This window comes from Paenibacillus sp. UNC451MF, assembly GCF_000686845.1.
In the GTDB taxonomy this organism is placed as follows: Bacteria; Bacillota; Bacilli; order Paenibacillales; family NBRC-103111; genus Paenibacillus_S.
The window spans coordinates 201,191-218,152 of the sequence record NZ_JMLS01000004.1 but is presented as its reverse complement, the minus strand read 5'-3'; the positions used below and the strand labels follow the sequence as shown (position 1 = coordinate 218,152).

Annotated in this window: 19 protein-coding genes and 1 other annotated feature; of the genes, 16 read left to right on the top strand and 3 right to left on the bottom strand. The window is 44.1% G+C overall.

All coding sequences use genetic code 11. From position 1 onward, the window contains the following. Positions 1-19: 19 nt before the first annotated feature. The 3 genes from ccsA to BP97_RS0108420 are packed head-to-tail and all read left to right on the top strand — an operon-like array spanning position 20 to position 3,796. Positions 20-1,195 (top strand): cytochrome c biogenesis protein CcsA, encoded by a 1,176-nt coding sequence (gene ccsA, locus BP97_RS0108430; RefSeq protein ID WP_081823995.1) that lies wholly within the window; start codon positions 20-22, stop codon positions 1,193-1,195. A gap of 35 nt (positions 1,196-1,230) precedes the next feature. Next, the gene (locus tag BP97_RS0108425) at positions 1,231-1,947 is read left to right on the top strand and encodes a response regulator transcription factor (protein ID WP_028548705.1); all 717 of its coding nucleotides are present in this window, start codon (positions 1,231-1,233) and stop codon (positions 1,945-1,947) included. Position 1,948: 1 nt separating this feature from the next. Continuing rightward, entirely contained in the window at positions 1,949-3,796 is a 1,848-nt protein-coding gene (locus BP97_RS0108420; protein ID WP_028548704.1) for a HAMP domain-containing sensor histidine kinase, read from the top strand. A 129-nt stretch (positions 3,797-3,925) separates the two neighbouring features. On the opposite strand, the gene serA is transcribed toward BP97_RS0108420, so the two are convergent. Further along, entirely contained in the window at positions 3,926-5,512 is a 1,587-nt protein-coding gene (gene serA, locus BP97_RS0108415) for a phosphoglycerate dehydrogenase (RefSeq protein WP_028548703.1), read from the bottom strand. A gap of 135 nt (positions 5,513-5,647) precedes the next feature. Beyond that, positions 5,648-5,901 (bottom strand) — a binding site (T-box leader). Positions 5,902-6,168: 267 nt separating this feature from the next. On the opposite strand from serA, the gene BP97_RS0108410 reads away from it, so the two are divergent. Then, complete coding sequence (locus BP97_RS0108410; RefSeq protein WP_028548702.1) at positions 6,169-6,495, top strand: rhodanese-like domain-containing protein; 327 nt, start codon at positions 6,169-6,171, stop codon at positions 6,493-6,495. 69 nt (positions 6,496-6,564) lie between these two features. Here the strand turns inward: BP97_RS0108410 and BP97_RS0108405 are convergent, their stop codons facing one another. Continuing rightward, a complete protein-coding gene (locus BP97_RS0108405) occupies positions 6,565-7,482 on the bottom strand; it encodes a hypothetical protein (protein ID WP_028548701.1) in 918 nt (305 codons plus the stop codon). A 65-nt stretch (positions 7,483-7,547) separates the two neighbouring features. Between BP97_RS0108405 and BP97_RS0108400 the strand changes: the two genes are divergently transcribed. Next, positions 7,548-8,141, top strand: a complete 594-nt coding sequence (locus BP97_RS0108400; protein ID WP_028548700.1) for a CPBP family intramembrane glutamic endopeptidase — start codon at positions 7,548-7,550, stop codon at positions 8,139-8,141. After that, positions 8,142-8,357, top strand: coding sequence for a hypothetical protein (locus tag BP97_RS0108395; RefSeq protein WP_028548699.1), 216 nt, complete (start codon positions 8,142-8,144; stop codon positions 8,355-8,357). A 53-nt stretch (positions 8,358-8,410) separates the two neighbouring features. Here the strand turns inward: BP97_RS0108395 and BP97_RS0108390 are convergent, their stop codons facing one another. Continuing rightward, complete coding sequence (locus tag BP97_RS0108390; protein ID WP_028548698.1) at positions 8,411-9,310, bottom strand: polysaccharide deacetylase family protein; 900 nt, start codon at positions 9,308-9,310, stop codon at positions 8,411-8,413. Between the two features lie 105 nt (positions 9,311-9,415). On the opposite strand from BP97_RS0108390, the gene BP97_RS0108385 reads away from it, so the two are divergent. From BP97_RS0108385 to BP97_RS0108335, 10 genes are all read left to right on the top strand, one after another. Continuing rightward, positions 9,416-9,754 (top strand): hypothetical protein, encoded by a 339-nt coding sequence (locus BP97_RS0108385; protein WP_028548697.1) that lies wholly within the window; start codon positions 9,416-9,418, stop codon positions 9,752-9,754. A 199-nt stretch (positions 9,755-9,953) separates the two neighbouring features. Continuing rightward, positions 9,954-10,556, top strand: coding sequence for a genetic competence negative regulator (locus BP97_RS0108380; RefSeq protein ID WP_028548696.1), 603 nt, complete (start codon positions 9,954-9,956; stop codon positions 10,554-10,556). Positions 10,557-10,783: 227 nt separating this feature from the next. Beyond that, positions 10,784-12,028: a Glu/Leu/Phe/Val family dehydrogenase gene (locus BP97_RS0108370; protein WP_028548695.1), complete on the top strand. Its 1,245-nt coding sequence runs from the start codon at positions 10,784-10,786 to the stop codon at positions 12,026-12,028. A gap of 24 nt (positions 12,029-12,052) precedes the next feature. After that, a complete protein-coding gene (gene prsW / locus BP97_RS0108365; RefSeq protein ID WP_028548694.1) occupies positions 12,053-12,745 on the top strand; it encodes a glutamic-type intramembrane protease PrsW in 693 nt (230 codons plus the stop codon). Positions 12,746-12,795: 50 nt separating this feature from the next. Next, positions 12,796-12,957, top strand: a complete 162-nt coding sequence (locus BP97_RS40655) for a hypothetical protein (protein WP_197035429.1) — start codon at positions 12,796-12,798, stop codon at positions 12,955-12,957. Between the two features lie 125 nt (positions 12,958-13,082). Further along, positions 13,083-14,441: a germination protein YpeB gene (gene ypeB / locus BP97_RS0108355; protein WP_028548693.1), complete on the top strand. Its 1,359-nt coding sequence runs from the start codon at positions 13,083-13,085 to the stop codon at positions 14,439-14,441. 134 nt (positions 14,442-14,575) lie between these two features. Then, entirely contained in the window at positions 14,576-15,229 is a 654-nt protein-coding gene (locus BP97_RS0108350) for a flagellar brake protein (RefSeq protein WP_028548692.1), read from the top strand. Between the two features lie 61 nt (positions 15,230-15,290). Continuing rightward, on the top strand, positions 15,291-15,503 hold the full coding sequence (locus BP97_RS0108345; protein WP_028548691.1) for a hypothetical protein: 213 nt from the start codon (positions 15,291-15,293) through the stop codon (positions 15,501-15,503). 145 nt (positions 15,504-15,648) lie between these two features. Further along, positions 15,649-16,329 carry a (d)CMP kinase gene (gene cmk / locus BP97_RS0108340; protein WP_028548690.1) on the top strand — a complete coding sequence of 227 codons (681 nt, stop codon included), beginning with the start codon at positions 15,649-15,651 and terminating at the stop codon, positions 16,327-16,329. A gap of 1 nt (position 16,330) precedes the next feature. Next, positions 16,331-16,915, top strand: coding sequence for a lysophospholipid acyltransferase family protein (locus BP97_RS0108335; protein WP_028548689.1), 585 nt, complete (start codon positions 16,331-16,333; stop codon positions 16,913-16,915). Positions 16,916-16,962: the final 47 nt, after the last annotated feature.

Here is a 16,962-nt window from a genome sequence, read left to right as displayed (position 1 = left end):
CGTGTACAGCGTGGCATTTATGATCTTTGTCATCGGAATTACGGGCAAGAAACTGAATCGCGAAGATTCGGAAGCCAAAAGTGAAAAGTGGGGGAAAGCCGGGATAATTTTTTCCATCATAGGTTTCCTCTGTCACGCAGCATTCTTTTTTACACGGTGGGCAGAAGCGGGACATATTCCAACAAGTAACATGTTTGAATTCATGACATTCCTTGCTATGATGGTTATGCTTGCCTTTATCATCGTGTACTTTATCTATCGCTCCCAAGTACTAGGGGTGTTCGCTCTTCCAGTAGGGATTATTATTATTGCTTATGCATCGGTGTTTCCTAAAGAGGTTCAACCGTTAATACCAGCTCTGCAAAGCTATTGGCTTAAAATCCACGTGACTACGGCAGCGGCAGGTGAAGCGTTCTTTGCAGTAGGCTTTGCTGCAGGCTTGATGTATTTGATTAGAACGATTAACTTCAACACTAAGGATCCGGCCGGTAAAAAAGAAAGATTCGGTGTGGAAATAACGATGTTCTTTCTAGTAACCATTGTTGCTTTCGTTGTTACCATATTCAGCTTCAACGCAGCAGGATACAACGCTAAGTTTGCATTGCCGGCAACAGAAGGCTCTGCGATACAACAAACAGCAGAATACGTACTTCCACCAATTGTTATGCCTAAAGACTCGCAAGTTATCGAAATGAAGCCATTCATTGGAATGACGGAGCCATTATTCGAATCCCCTTCCTGGTTTAAAGGTAGTGGTGCGGCTAGAAAGCTGAATACAGTGATCTGGTCATTAATCGGCGGTATCATTCTATATGCTGTTCTTCGTTTGATCGCAAGAAAACCATTGTCTGCAGCCATTAGCCCTCTGATGAAAGGAATCGATCCTGAGGATATCGATGAAATCAGTTACCGTGCCATCGCAATCGGCTATCCCATCTTTACTTTAGGTGCACTTATTTTTGCAATGATTTGGGCAGCTGAAGCATGGGGACGTTTCTGGGGATGGGATCCCAAAGAGGTTTGGGCGCTCATTACTTGGCTCTACTATGCGGCATATTTGCATTTCCGTCTTTCGAGAGGCTGGCAGGGGAAAAAATCCGCTTGGTTGGCCGTCATCGGGTTTATCGTCGTAATGTTCACCTTGATCGGCGTAAATCTAGTCATTGCAGGTTTGCATTCATACGCAGGTGTTTAATCATGGATTATTGAAGAGGAAAGGGATGATATCGAATGACAGAAAGAAAAATGACCATATTGGTTGTCGACGATGAAGAGCGTATTCGCCGTTTGCTTCGCATGTACTTGGAGAAAGAAAACTTTACAATAGAAGAAGCGGAAGATGGAGAGACTGCCTTGAAGAAGGCGTTGGAGACTGATTACGATTTGATATTGCTCGATATTATGCTTCCCGGAATTGATGGTAACGAGGTATGTTCCAGATTGCGTCAGGTGAAATCAACTCCTGTTATTATGCTGACGGCCAAGGGCGAAGAGACGAATCGGGTGCAAGGTTTTGAAATGGGTGCCGATGATTATGTCGTTAAGCCGTTTAGCCCGCGTGAGGTTATTTATCGTGTTAAGGCGATCTTGCGTCGCTCTTCCGTTACAGCTTACTTGTCCAAAGAGGTGAATACAAGCAATAATATCGTATTCCCGAATCTTGTTATTGAGCATGATGCTCATCGTGTTACGGCAGGGGGACAAGAGGTAGCGCTGACTCCTAAAGAATACGAGTTGCTTCATTATCTGGCTGTATCGCCAGACAAAGTATTTTCCAGAGAAGAACTTTTGAAAGACGTTTGGAACTATGAGTTTTTCGGTGATCTTCGCACTGTAGATACTCATGTGAAGAGGCTTCGTGAGAAGCTGAATAAAGTATCTCCGGATGCCGCTGCCATGATTACAACGGTATGGGGAGTAGGCTACAAGCTCGAGGTGCCTAAATAAGGTGTTTATTCTAAAAAGTATTGTCGGGAAGCTTTGGCTAACGATCATCGGACTGGTCGCTGTCATATTGATGGTATTAGGTTTGTTTCTTTTTCAATATTTGCAAACCTCTTTTCCTAAATCACAGGACCAGATTGAAAGTTTGCATAAATTGGGCTCGAAGGTTGCTGACGGTATTTCGGTTCACAGTGAAGATAACCATTATATTACGATGGTTAACGACTTACTAAGCGCTCAGGAAGCTACGGTGTTTATTGTCGATAAGCAATTTAAGCAATCCGGCTTTTTTGCTGAGGCTGGAAGTATGGCTGACCTTCATTATGATGACTTTTTTAGCAAGCAGGATATGCAAAAGGTTTTTGCTGGACAAATCATCGATAATCAAGTTGTCGGCAAGGGTGGTATTAAGCAGCGTACCAACAACCTGTATTCGGCTGTTGCTGTCCCTCTAAAAGATGCGTCGCAGCAAACCATCATTGGAGCTGCGGTATTGTTCCAATCGACTCAATCGGTTGAAGAAACGCAAGCATATGTAATGCGATTGTTCGCCTACGTTTCACTTGCTGGGTTCCTTATGACGACGTTCTTCGCTTTCTTCCTGTTGACCAAAATAACGCAGCCCCTGCAGCAGTTGAAAAAAGCTGCCGATTTGATATCGCATGGAGAATACGGTACGCGGGTACCGATCTCTTCAGACGATGAAATCGGGGAGCTGTCCAAAACGTTTAACCGTATGGGTGAAGAGCTATCCGATACGATCAAGGCGCTTAACCATGAAAAAGAACATTTATCCAGCGTGTTGAGAAGTATGGCGGACGCTGTAATAACGTTTGATGCGGACGGACAAGTGATTCTTACCAACCCGCAAGGTTACAAGATTGTTAGGGATTGGGGTCAGATTCAATGGAAAGACTTTGACTCGGAAAAGGATGCAGAGACAGAGCAAAATATGCATATTGATATGATACCGCCGCCCGTACGACCTTTGTTTGAGGAAGTGATTAATGGCGCGAACGAAATTACATCAAAGCTTCATGTACGTAATGAGGTATGGTCCATCGTAATGGCACCGTTGTATTCACGTGAGGTCGTCCGCGGCGTTGTAGCGGTTATGAGGGATGTTTCAGAAGAGTTCATGCTGGATAAGCTGAGGAAAGATTTTGTCGCTAACGTATCGCACGAGCTCCGCACTCCTTTATCTATGCTTCAAGGGTACAGTGAAGCGTTAGTTGATGATATCGCTTCTTCTCCGGAAGAGCGTAAGGAACTGGCTCAGGTTATTCATGACGAGTCACTTCGTATGGGCAGACTGGTTCGTGATCTACTAGATCTGGCCAGAATGGAAACGGGCAATATGGAGATGCATTTCCGTGAAGTGGACCTGAACAGTTTTATTAGACGAATACACAGGAAATTTGCCGTACTTTCCAAGGAACGAGGGATTACAATGACGGCAGTGCTTCCTGAAGAGGAACTGCTGTTGGCTCACGCTGATGAGGATCGTCTGGAGCAGGTCATGACCAATCTTCTCGATAATGCCATTCGTCATACGCCTCCACAGGCTCAAATCCAAATACGTGCATCCAAGCATTTGTACGAAGGACGTGATGCGGTTCTGATGGAGATTACAGATCAAGGGCAGGGAATACCTGCTGGCGACCTGCCGTATATATTTGAAAGATTTTATAAGGCGGATAAAGCAAGGACGAGAGGTACTTCTGGAGGTACCGGTCTTGGTCTTTCCATCGTGAAGAGTATAGTGGAAGCCCACAAAGGGTCCGTACAAGCTAAAAGCGCTGTTGGTCAAGGAACGACATTCTCTGTCATTCTGCCTTGCAATCCACAATAACGTCTTTTTCTACAACATTCGCATGATTTCTCGACAATATAAAAAGAGAGCTTCCGATAAACATATCAGAAGCTCTTTCTTTTTGTAGAAATAAGGAATTTAATCTTGTTGTCCGTGAAACAAGTACAATTATTGTAGAGTAAGCTCGTTTACATTCTCGATTTCAGGCAGTTGTTCCAATTGATCCAATACTTCCTTCGGAGTAGCTTTATCTGTGGTGAGAACCATGATAGCAGAGCCACCGAATACCTTACGTCCAACCTGCATCGAAGCAATGTTAACGTCATTGCTTCCAAGCAATGTACCCACTTTACCGATGATACCCGGTTTATCGTTGTGGGAGATGAGCAACAAATGACCATGAGGAGCAATATCAACTGGATATTGATCGATTTGTACGATTCTTTCTCCGTAACCGGAAAGCAGTGTTCCAGCCAGTGTACGCTCTTCATTTTTTGTTTTTAAAGTAACGGATACCAGGTTGGTGAACGTTTTAGTAGCCGTCGATTTTTGAGTAACAATATTTACGTCGCGTGTTTTTGCTAAGTGCATTGCATTGACGATATTAACGCCTTCAAGCTGATTTGCCAAAATGCCTTTTACGATATAGCGAGTGAGTGGAGTAGGGTCTACATCACTTAGATCTCCGGAGTAGTTTACTACGATTTCGTTCACTGCACCCTCAGTCATTTGACCTGCAAACTGTCCAAGCTGCTCACCTAGGTTGAAGTAAGGCTGAAGCTTATTCAGTACGGTTGGTGGTACAGGAGGCATGTTAACGGCATTTTTAAATGGTTGGTCACGCAAGATATGAAGTACTTCTTCGGAAACATCGATCGCTACGTTCTCTTGAGCTTCTACAGTCGAAGCGCCCAAGTGAGGAGTAACGATAATTTTAGGGTTATTCAAGAAAGGGTGATCCGCTTTAGGAGGCTCTTGTTCAAATACGTCAAATGCTGCACCTGCTACGATGCCTGCATCGATGGCTTCAACCAATGCCATTTCGTCAATAATGCCGCCGCGTGCACAGTTAATGATGCGAACGCCTTTTCTCATAAGCTCAAATTGAGGGCGCGAAATGATATGACGAGTTTCGTTAGTTAGCGGAGTGTGTACGGTGATAAAGTCGGCTTGTGCTGCAATCTCATTTACAGTGCCGAGCTTCACGCCGATTTTTTCTGCACGCTCTTCCGTCAGGAAAGGATCGTAGCCGATTACGTTCATTCCGAATACTTTTGCACGTTTGGCAACCTCGCTGCCGATACGTCCCATACCAAGGATACCTAATGTTTTATTGCGAAGCTCTACGCCGACAAAGGTTTTGCGGTCCCATTCGCCGCCGACTGTTTTTTTATAAGCTTGAGGAATGGAACGTGCAACCGACATCATCATGGCAAAAGTCAGCTCGCAGGTAGCAATGGTATTACCATCTGGAGCGTTAATGACAACAATACCGCGTTTAGTGGCAGCTTCGAGGTCGATATTATCCACACCGACACCTGCGCGGCCAACTACTTTAAGATTTGCTGCGGCATTCATGATTTTGTCGGTTACTTTAGTTTGGCTGCGGACCATTAAAGCATCGTAATCTGCAATAATAGCAATCAGCTCGTCCTCGGACAAACCGTTTTTCTTCTCTACGGTAACATCTCCCGCATCATACAGCATTTGAATCCCCATGTCGCTGATGCCATCCATTACTAACACTTTAAACATTGTTCAGACCTCCAAATTAGTATAATTTCAACCAGCCCAAATTCAATAAGGTGATCAAGTGACGCTCAGATTCTAAAGCAATTCACTTATAAATGGGCATAAAAAAACTCCTCATCCCCATACGATTGCCCGTATAAAAGGGACGAAGAGTTACTTTCGTGGTACCACCCTAGTTCGCTGCGCGTTCACACGAGCAGCCTCGTGAGTCATATGACTCAGAAATGTAACGGTTTCTACCCGGCTGTACCTACTAATCTTTTCCGATAAAATCGAAAGCAGTTCAATACAGCAACTCTGGAGTGCTCTGTATAAAGGATAATGTCCGACTCGCACCAATCATCGGCTCTCTGCGCATTACCGGTTCATACTGTCTCCGTCAAAGTCGATTACTAAAATGAATTTTCATTAGCGTACCATGACCCTTGAGTCATGTCAATAGGTGTCGAAACGGATGCTCAGACCCAAATAGAAAATAATGCTAGGCATCAAGATCTACGTACGCTTGAGACGAATAAGGCTGTTATTGTTCGCCTTTATCTCATCACAAACCATATTTTATGGCAATTTCGTCAGGATTGCAATGGTTTTTACTTGATCAATTGTGAATTTTTCGTTATTGTTCTTTACAAGGCAATGTAAAAAAGGAGCTGGGTTGGATGGAACCTTTTGAAACGATCGATCCGAGATCATTTGTGGATAAACTGAATCGAAAGGATTTGGGGGATTCTCTTATTATCGATGTGAGAGAACCTATGGAATGGGATTATTACCACTTGGATGAGGCTAGTTTAATCCCGATGAATACGATACCGGGACGCTTGGCAGAACTGCCAAGAGATCGTACACTCTACATTGTGTGTGCACATGGTGTCCGCAGTGCAAACGTATGCTATTATTTGCGGGAGCAAGGATACGAGGACGTCATCAATGTAGAAGGCGGCATGGCTGCCGTAAGCTCACTAAGAGGCTTCCAATACGATTGAGACTTAGGCAGGAAAGTAAGAAAGAAAGCCGTTTCGGAGCAGAAAAACTCTGTCAGAAACGGCTTTTTCTTAGTTCTGATTGATAAAGAACGGCAGTTGAGGGAGTGTTTCATTTGGATACCATTTGCTCTTATTGCGAATAAAGTCACCTGTACGAACAGCATCGGTGGCCAGAAGTACATCAATTACAGGCTGAATTTGGTTCAAGTTGTATTTGGCAGCTTGTCCGGTAGCTATCATCTCGTCAACCCGGATGGTCAAGTCTTGTGGCGTGAATGGTTTATATAATTTGCTGCTGGCTAAAAGGTTTGCAATATAATCGTTCTTAACGTTTAAAGGAAGGGTACTCCAATCTTGAATGGCCAGCGGCTTGCTGACATCCACGTGTTTAAACTGAGGAGTCACAGATTCCTGCCATTTGACGATGGAATCATAATAATTTTGTTGCGCGCTTAACGCGAATTTCTTGGCTTCTATTATGTAAGCATCGCTATCCATTACCTTAAGCAGCTCGGCTCCCGGAATGGAGTTGGCTTTGGCTTGTGCGTTACCAAGAGCTTCATTAAAGAGCTTGAGACTTTTGGCGTAGTTTTGCTGTCCTTCTTGTAGCAGCGGCGAGGAATCAGGCATCGATTTAGTAGTGATTTCATCGTATTTGTCTTTTGCAAGCTTGGACAAGCCTTTTATTATTAATGAGGCATCCGCGGAACGATTAAGCTCCAGCTCGTTTAATTTATCAAACCAGCTCGATTGAAATTCCCTGTACGGTTGATAAATGGTATGATAGTAAGACACCAGATACTGTTGATGATAAGCAGAATAAACTTTAGCAGCTTCTTGCTGCTGGGAGACATGATTTTCATACTTCGCTGCGGAACGTTCCTGACCCAGTTTGACTCCAAAGAAAAAGGTGCCGAGAGCGAGTACGAGCATAAAAATGAAGATGAGGACAAATAAGTAATCTGTACGGGTCAACCTTTTCTCCATGTGCAAACTCCTCGATGTTTTTATTGATAGTATAGGTGATCCTGTCGAAAAAAGGAATAATTTGCATGAAAAAATTTAATTTTAAACAGTTCAAATTCAGACAAGTTAACGTGGACGAAGTCGATGATCGGTTTCTGATCATGAATTTGTATTTTACCCAGCTGTTGGTGGTTCTTTTAGGCGTCATTATTATGTTATTCCAAAAACCATCGCTAGCTCAAATGTTTTCATGGAAGCAAGGGATCTCCATTCCAATATGGGGTGTCGCATTTGCATTAGCCGTATTAATAGTAGATGTGATCATTTCAAGATGGGTACCTCCTGAAGTTACCGATGACGGCGGTATCAATGAGCTGCTGTTCAAAAACCGACCTTTATGGCATATTACCGTTATGTCGCTTGTGGTTGCTATTTGTGAAGAGGTATTGTTCCGAGGAGCCATTCAAGCCTCTTGGGGGCCTTATTGGACCAGTATTTTATTTGCGGCCATACATATCCGCTATTTGCAGCATTGGCTCATGACAGGTCTTGTGTTCAGTATCAGCTACGGTCTTGGATGGATTTATATCCAGACAGGGTCATTATGGACTCCTATCGCCGCTCATTTCGTGATCGATTTTATTATGGGTTGTATTATACGTTACAGGAGAGAGAATTAAATGCGCTCGAGACAACAAGATATGGACTTACAAAACAAACAAGGCCCTGAGGAAGAATGGGAGGACGAGCACTTTCTCCCCCCGCGCAAAACAGTACATCCTACGGAGAAAGAAAGATGGCTCCCAGTCTTTTACCGGACCTTGTTATGGTTGTTCATCCTGCTTGTAGTGGGCTTGCTAATCTGGGGTTGGCGATATCTTCAGAAGCATGGTTAGATGTCCGCTTGCCAACAGCGGCGCTCTAGCTTCTACCTTAAGTCCGGGTAACCTCAAGGCGTTAATTCGATCGTTGACGGATCAACGAAGCCATACTGCTTTTGCTCCAGTTCCGTAAGCAGCTTATCCAATGCTTTATCAGTCCATGGGAGCTCGTGCATCAAGATGTTGCTGCCAGGCCGAAGCTGTTCCAGTACGTTTGCTACAACTTGATCCGGATTATTGCTTTTATTGCTCATTTCCCAGTCCTTCGATCCATTAGACCAAGTCATGAAGAGCATGTTCTCCTCTTTCACCTTGGCTTTAACCAGATCCCCACCTGAACCAAATGGCGGGCGGAAGAAACGAGGGACTTCCCCAATAACATCCTTTACAATCGTTTGCACGTCTCCGATTTGTTGATTAACCTTTTCTTGGCCTTCCTTTTTCAAATCAATATGATCCCAAGAGTGATTGCCAATCGTTTGCCCCCGATCATGAATAAGCTTCAAAAGCTCCGGCTTTTGCTTGACACGGTATCCATTAACGAAGAAAATCGCTTTGGCATGATGCTTGTCTAATGTATTCAGCATAGAATCCAGCATATCCTTATCTTTCGGTCCATCGTCAAAAGTAAGCAAAACCATCTTCTTTTCCGTCACGGAAGGATCGATGGGCTGTATGTCATAGCTTTTTGGATTCAATTTATATTTTTTGGGAGCTGCTTCTGGCGCAGCGGTTGGTATAGGCTGGGGTGTAGCTTCTGCCGATTTGGCCGTATTCTCTTGTTGTTGGGTGGTAGTGCCGGCATCTGGTTTGTTCTGTTGGGTATTACCGTTAGCAGTTCCTGTTGCAGAGCCTGTACTTCCTGCTGCTGTCGACTTGGACGCATCCGTTGGTTTTGCCGGATTTTGACAAGCAGATGCAGTAAGAAGCAGGAAGGCGGTTAATCCCCAGAGCAGCTTTTTATTCATATTCAATGTTCTCCTATTCTGTGGTTGTTTCCTAATTTTATCATGCATGGTTCACCTCTTCATAGCGGAAAATACATATGTAATCAAACGGATGGAGGGATAGCTATGAAAGTCGGAACTTTCTTACTTGGCGGATTGGTTGGCGCAGCCGCTGTTATTTATTTTAATAATAAAAGTAAATCTATGCTGTTCTCCGCTATTAGCAGCAATAAGCAATCGCTTGGAAACGTATCGGATAAATCAAAGGAACGGTCCTCAGAGCATATGAATGGAAATGCTCAGCATTCATCCGAGCCGGTTTCAAATATGAAGAAAGAAGAATCTTCAGCATCCGATGGGCTTAGCAGGGTAGAAGCAATTATTAATAAAGAGCCCGAGATCAAAGCGGTGGTAGATGAAATCCTGGCGGAGAATCACCAAAAAGAAGTATACCAGACTCAATGAGGCATGTAGATGGATCAGAAGTACCAGACACGGGCAGAACACTGCTCGTGTCTTTTCTTTTTTTCAGGTCATTCGTACATTTATTGTTATGTTGTGATATAATAGTCATATAATTGAATACAAGCCATAAATGCTTACTCACCTTTTTAACCTTACTTCATAAGCTATAAATATATGCGTCGGCAAGGAGGAATCCTGTATGAAAATGGAGCGTTTAAGTCAGGACAAGATACGGATTTTCCTCACATTCGACGACTTGACGGAGCGAGGCATTCAAAAGGATGACATGTGGAGAGAAATCCCTAAAGTACACGAGCTGTTCAGCGATATGATGGATCAGGCATATTCCGAGCTTGGCTTTGAGCCATCCGGACCGTTAGCTGTAGAGGTGCTGCAGCTTCCAGCACAAGGCATGGTCGTTATCGTTACGCGCGGTAAGGTCGATTTCCATCATTCCGTTGAGTCTTACGACGAGGAAGTCGAAGAAATGTATGAGCTTGAGGTAACATTAGAGCAAACGGATCAAATCTCTTATGTGTTTCATGATTTTGAAGACTTACTGCGTATGGCAAAAGTGCTGAATCCATTGGTTACGGATGGCGGAATTTTATTTTCGTATAAGAACAAATGGTTTCTGCAATTAAACGCCGATGAATTGGATGAGAGCGGATACCAGGCTGTCATTGCGGTTCTATCGGAATTTGGTGATGCGGCTACTGTAACTCGCGCGGTTCTTGAGGAATATGGCAAGACGGTTATTGCCTCTGATGCCGTTAAGGTGCTGTGTACTCATTTTAAGTAAAATAAGCTCTACACATAGTTATGAATAAGCCGGCAAAAGCGTTCAACAAAAACATTGTTGTTTTTGAGGAATGCTTTTTTTTGCATCCTGAAATTGTTGGAGCTCATTATGTAAGCGAAGCATAAATGCGTTTTTTTGGGGATGCATGAGGTTGTAATGAGCGTGTAAGAATATTGGCATGATTACATTCTTTCGCATGGAAAAAACTCCGAAAAGGATGAATGTAGATGACTGAGAATTTGAATGTTCTACACTCCACTCAAATCATTATCGAGGAAGCCTTGAAAAAGCTGGGTTATTCCCAGAGCATGGTTGAATTGCTTCGCGAGCCTATGCGTGTATTAACTGTTAGAATTCCGATACGGATGGATGATGATTCAATTCAGATTTTTACTGGTTATCGAGCTCAGCATAATGATGCGGTTGGCCCTACCAAAGGGGGCGTCCGGTTCCACCCCGAAGTAACGGAGGATGAAGTCAAGGCACTCTCTATATGGATGAGTTTAAAATGTGGGATCGTAGATCTCCCTTATGGTGGAGGAAAGGGTGGGATTATTTGCGATCCGAGAAAAATGTCGTTTCGCGAGCTTGAAAGATTAAGTCGTGGATATGTCCGGGCAATAAGTCAGATTGTAGGCCCAACTAAGGATATTCCGGCGCCAGATGTCATGACGAATTCGCAAATCATGGCTTGGATGATGGATGAATACAGCCGCATTCGAGAGTTTGACGCGCCTAATTTTATTACCGGCAAACCGATTGTACTTGGCGGCTCTCATGGCAGAGAAACTGCTACGGCAAAGGGAGTGACCATTATGATCGATCTGGCCTTGAGGAAGAAAGGAATTCAAATCCAGAATGCCAAGGTCGTTATTCAGGGCTTCGGTAACGCGGGGAGCTTTCTGGCGAAATTTCTACATGAAGCGGGAGCTAAAGTCGTCGGGATATCGGATGTATACGGAGGTCTTTATAATAAAGATGGGCTGGATATCGACTATTTGCTAGATCGAAGGGATTCGTTCGGTACTGTTACCAAATTGTTCGAAAATACCCTGACCAATAAGGAGTTACTCGAGCAAGAATGTGATATTCTGGTTCCAGCTGCCATTGAAAATCAGATTACTTCTGAAAATGCGGACCGCATAAAAGCGAAGATTGTCGTTGAGGCGGCGAATGGCCCGACTACTTTGGAAGCTACCAAGCTGCTCACAGATCGAGGAATATTGATCGTTCCCGATGTATTGGCAAGTGCTGGTGGCGTGGTGGTATCTTATTTTGAGTGGGTGCAGAACAACCAAGGATATTACTGGACGGAAGCGGAAGTGCATGCCAGACTGCAAGAAGTGATGGAAAAAGGCTTTGAAAATGTCTATAATATTCATATTACAAGAAATGTCGATATGCGTCTGGCCGCTTATATGGTAGGTGTTCGCAAAATGGCAGAAGCTGCCCGGTTCAGAGGGTGGGTCTGATCATATAGAAATGGAGGGGGACACGTGAGCGTCTTCTCGGTCTTAGCGGCGGCGATAGCGCCCGGTGTCGCTCTACTTGCATACTTTTATCTGAAAGATCGTTATGATACAGAACCGATTCATCTGGTCATGAAAGTATTTTTGTTCGGTGTGCTGCTAGTGTTTCCTGTTATGGTGCTTCAGCGTGCTTTTGTTCACGCACTCGGAGAAAATCCGTTCGTGTTCAGTTTTGTTATTTCCGCGGGAATTGAGGAATTCCTGAAATGGTTCCTCGTTTATTTCATTATTTATAAGCACACTTCGTTCGACGAGCCTTATGATGGCATTGTATATGCAGTGGCCGCTTCACTAGGGTTTGCAACGTTGGAAAACGTGTTTTACGCTCTTCTTAACTCATCTTCGATATCAACCCTGTTGTTTAGGGCGCTGCTTCCCGTATCGGGTCATGCGATGTTCGGCGTCATCATGGGCTATCATCTGGGTAAAGCCAAATTTATCACGCATCGTTCTACGAGGCATCTGGCGTTTTCCCTCTTATTACCGATTTTTTGGCATGGCGTATTCGACTATGTACTTGCCACAACCAAAACATATTGGATCTGGTTCATGATCCCGTTGATGGTCTTTCTATGGATTCGGAGCTTGCGTAAAGTGGAAAGAGCCAATGAGACCTCTCCGCTTCGCGTCGTACAAACAGAGGAACAGGTTAAAATTTAGCCGGCTTGTCAATAATTGACATATTGAACAATATAAGTCGGAGGGAATGCATGTCTTTAAATGAACGAGTGAAGGTGACTATTCGCTGCAACAGCTGCGGAGAAAGATTTATCTTAAGAGGCCGTAAAGAAAAAGGCAAGATCGACACCGGGTTTAAGCAATGCATTTGTAACAATGTGAATGATTTTGACATTGAGGCTCATGATTTTTAAAGAGAAGGAAGCTATGGAGGGGCACGAGGTTCGTACCTTCTAAAGCTTCTTTTTTTGTGCATAAGACTTCTTCCTTGAGCGAAAACTAAAGCCAAGTTTGGCTGAAGAAGGGAGATTTCACAACCATGTACAGTAGATTAAGTATTGTTATGTTTCCGATTTTATTAGTTGCTTTGATTGGAGCCGGAGTATGGGGGTACTTAGAACATCAAGAAAAAAACTCAATACTTATTAAAGCCGAAAACCAATACCAGAGGGCTTTTCACGACTTGTCCTTTCACGTAGACAAGCTGCATAACGAGCTGGGGAATACGTTAGCCGTCAATACGGCTTCCCAAGACAGCTACAAAAAAGGTCTTATCAATGTTTGGCGCATCACGAGTCAAGCACAGAGCGAGATCAATCAGCTTCCACTAACATTGCTGCCATTCAATAAGACGGAAGAATTTTTATCCAATATGTCTAACTTCTCCTACAGAGCTGCTTTGAGAGATCTTAACAAGCAGCCGCTGAGTCAAGAAGAGATGGGGACCTTGAGCGCGCTGTACCAGCATGCTTCCGAAATATCTACCAGTCTTCGCGATATGCAGTCCCAAGTGCTAGCTAGCAATTTACGCTGGATGGACGTTGAAACCGCGTTGGCGACGGAAAAAGAGCCGTTAGATAATGCCATCATCGACGGGTTTCAGACTGTAGATAAAAAAGTATCCGAATACTCCGATGTGAAATGGAGTCCTTCGGTTATGAATATCTACCAAAAACGAGATATGAATATGCTCTCAGGAAATGATGTGACGGCAGAAGAGATTAAAGCAAAGGCTGCCCAGTTCTTGAACATGCAGGACTCGTCCGCATTACAAGTAGTAGAGAATGGAGCTGGAACGGAGTTTCATTCCTTTAGCGTAACAGCTCCTCGCAATCAATCGTCGGATGGGGTTCATTTGGATTACAGTACTAAAGGAGGGCAGCTGCTCTGGTTCTCGGCTCCTCGGGATGTGCCTGAGAAAAAAATGGAAGTCCGCCAAGCTCGTGACACGGCAGCTGAGTTTTTGGACTCTCATGACTATAAGAATATGACGGCTGTTTCCTATGATGAGTACAACAACAATGCCAATATTACATTTGCAAGTCGCAAAAACGATATTGTTAACTACTTGGACAAAGTATCGGTTAAAGTTGCGATGGATAATGGCGAAATTTTGGGACTGCAGGCTAGTGACTATGTATTCGATCACAAGGATCGCGAGATCAAAGCACCAAAGATTACAGCAGAAGAGGCACGAAAGTCGCTGAACCCGAATTTAAAAGTCGACAATGAGGTTTTAGCTTTAATACGCAACGATGTGCAAGAAGATGTAATGTGCTATGAATATACTGGACGTATCAACGGCGGTGTGTATCGTATCTATATTAATGGAGAGACCGGAACCGAAGAGAAGATCGAGCGCCTTGGAAAAGATGAGCAGCAGGTAACACAATCTTAACATGCAGAGGAAGAAGCTGATCGCAGCTTCTTCTTTTTTTTACTTCCCATATGTTGCCTTCATGTTATAATAATAGGTGAATGTAGTGCTTAGGTACTGCTTTTTTGCTAACTTCTAGGGGAGGTGCCACTTCTTTGCTGCCGAAAGTGAATGAGATTCTACATATACAAATCAACTCGATCGATGAAGACGAGGCCAAACAAGAGTTCAAGTCAAGAATTGCCGATATTACGGACCGCCAGATTAATATGGAGGTTCCGATGAACGAGCGTACCGGGCGATTAAAAAGGCTGTATGTCGGAGATGAGCTGTCAGCTTATTTTATTACTGACGGAGGCGTGAAAAATTTTTTTACAACAACGGTGCTCGGCTTCTCAGATGATGTTATCCGTACGGTGACTATTAAAAAGCCAATGCCTGAAACCATTACGAAGGTACAGCGACGTAACTTTTTGCGGGTGCCGGCTGAGCTTGAAATCGCTGTTGCTTATTCGGAGCAGCTGAAATTTGTTGCTGTTACCGATGATGTCGGAGGCGGAGGGATTTCATTTCTGTGTGACGGATATATCCCGCTCGCCAATCAGCAAACGGTTAACTGTTGGCTTTTAATCCAATTTAAGAATAATCAAATTGAACATGTTCCTTTCAAGGGTGAGCTGGTTCGTATCAAACCGCTGGAAACAGGAAAGCAGCAGGTCATGATGAGATTTGCAGAGATTACGGATCATGACAGGCAAAAGATCATCCGCTTTTGCTTTGAGCGTCAGCTGGAATTTCGAAAACGATGAGCATAAAATGAGGAATATTGGTTAAAATACCACAAAATGAGTGAATGCTGGAGTGGTATCGATGAGGCGCGATGAGAGAGAAACGAAGGAACCGAGGTATGAGGATTTGTTTGTTGCCCTTTCGGCATTTGTTGAAAAGTGGATGAAAAGAACATTGCTTATCCTGCTTGCCATGCTCGTTGTCACTCAGCTGCTGCTTCAAATACCCTCGCTTCGCTATTATTTGGTAAAAGTAGAGCAGCTGGAAGGGATTCCATACGTTCATACCAAATAACGTACCGTCGTTAAAAGGCGAATGGTCTCGAAGAGTTTTGCAATCCTTCTTATACCTATGGTATAATTTTCTTCGATCGCAGGCTGGGCCTGTTCAATTATTTATTTGCATCATTGTTTATTTTTATTGCTGGGAGGCCCGCGTTTTGGAAAAAATCAACATTGCTATAGATGGCCCGGCGGGAGCGGGGAAGAGCACAATAGCCCGGTTAGTCGCCAATGAACTAGGTTTCGTTTATGTAGATACCGGGGCCATGTATAGAGCCGTCACATGGAGCATTTTGCAAGCGAATCTTCGACCCGAGCAGGAAGACGAAGTGATTTCCATTGCTCAAGGACTTCATATTCGTCTCGTTCCAGGAGAAGAAGGACAGCAGGTGTATGTGGACGGGCAGGATGTAACTGCCGAGATTCGTTCCGCTGCCGTGACAGGCAATGTATCTCGTACCTCGCAAATTGTTGAAGTGCGGCGCATCTTGACCGAGAAGCAAAAGCAGCTTGCTTCGGATAAAGGCGTTGTGATGGACGGTAGAGATATTGGAAGTCATGTGCTGCCCGACGCGGAATTGAAAATATTTTTAACTGCCAGCGTAAGGATTCGAGCTGAAAGGCGGTATAAGGAAATTCAAGACAGCCGCCCGGATATCACTCTGGAACAACTGGAACAGGAGATAGCTTCACGGGATAAGATGGACGAGCAGAGAGAAACTTCTCCTTTAGTTCAAGCAGAGGATGCTATTCTGCTAGATACGACGGAAATGACGATTTCTGAAGTAGTGGAACGTATTTTGGAGCTTTGCAGATCCAAAGTCGGCGGGGGGAAGTAATATGCTTTACTCGACGCTACGCGCCATTTTTCATTTTTTATTCCGGACATTGTATCGACTGAAAGTTGTAGGGATTCAACATATTCCAAGAGGAGTTCCCGTTGTTTTGTGTGCGAATCACATAAGTAATTTCGATCCGCCGTTATTGGGAAGTCCTTTGGTGGACCGACGTGTTCATTATATGGCAAAAGCAGAGCTGTTCGATGTACCTGTGCTAGGATGGGTTCTTCCTAGAATCTGCGCGTTCCCAGTTAAGCGTGGAGGCGTTAGCAAAGAGTCGATTCGACTCTCGCTGAAGCTGCTCAAGGAGAATAATATTATTGGTATTTTCCCGGAAGGCTCTCGTCACAATGCGGGAGGTATGGGGAAAAAAGGGGCAGCGAGCTTGGCGTTGAAGTCCGGTGCTATCGTCGTTCCTGCGGCCATCGTTGGCAATTATAAATTGTTTAGAAGAATGACGCTGGTTTACGGCCAGCCTGTTGATATCAGTGAATTCGCTGATGCAGGCTCGGAAGGCTTGGAGCAGGCAACAGACAAGATCATGGCTGCCATTCGTTCGTTAATCAAAGAATACGAATCGAAATGATAAAATGTGGAATACTTAGAAAAACAATTAACCGCGTATTCTTTATG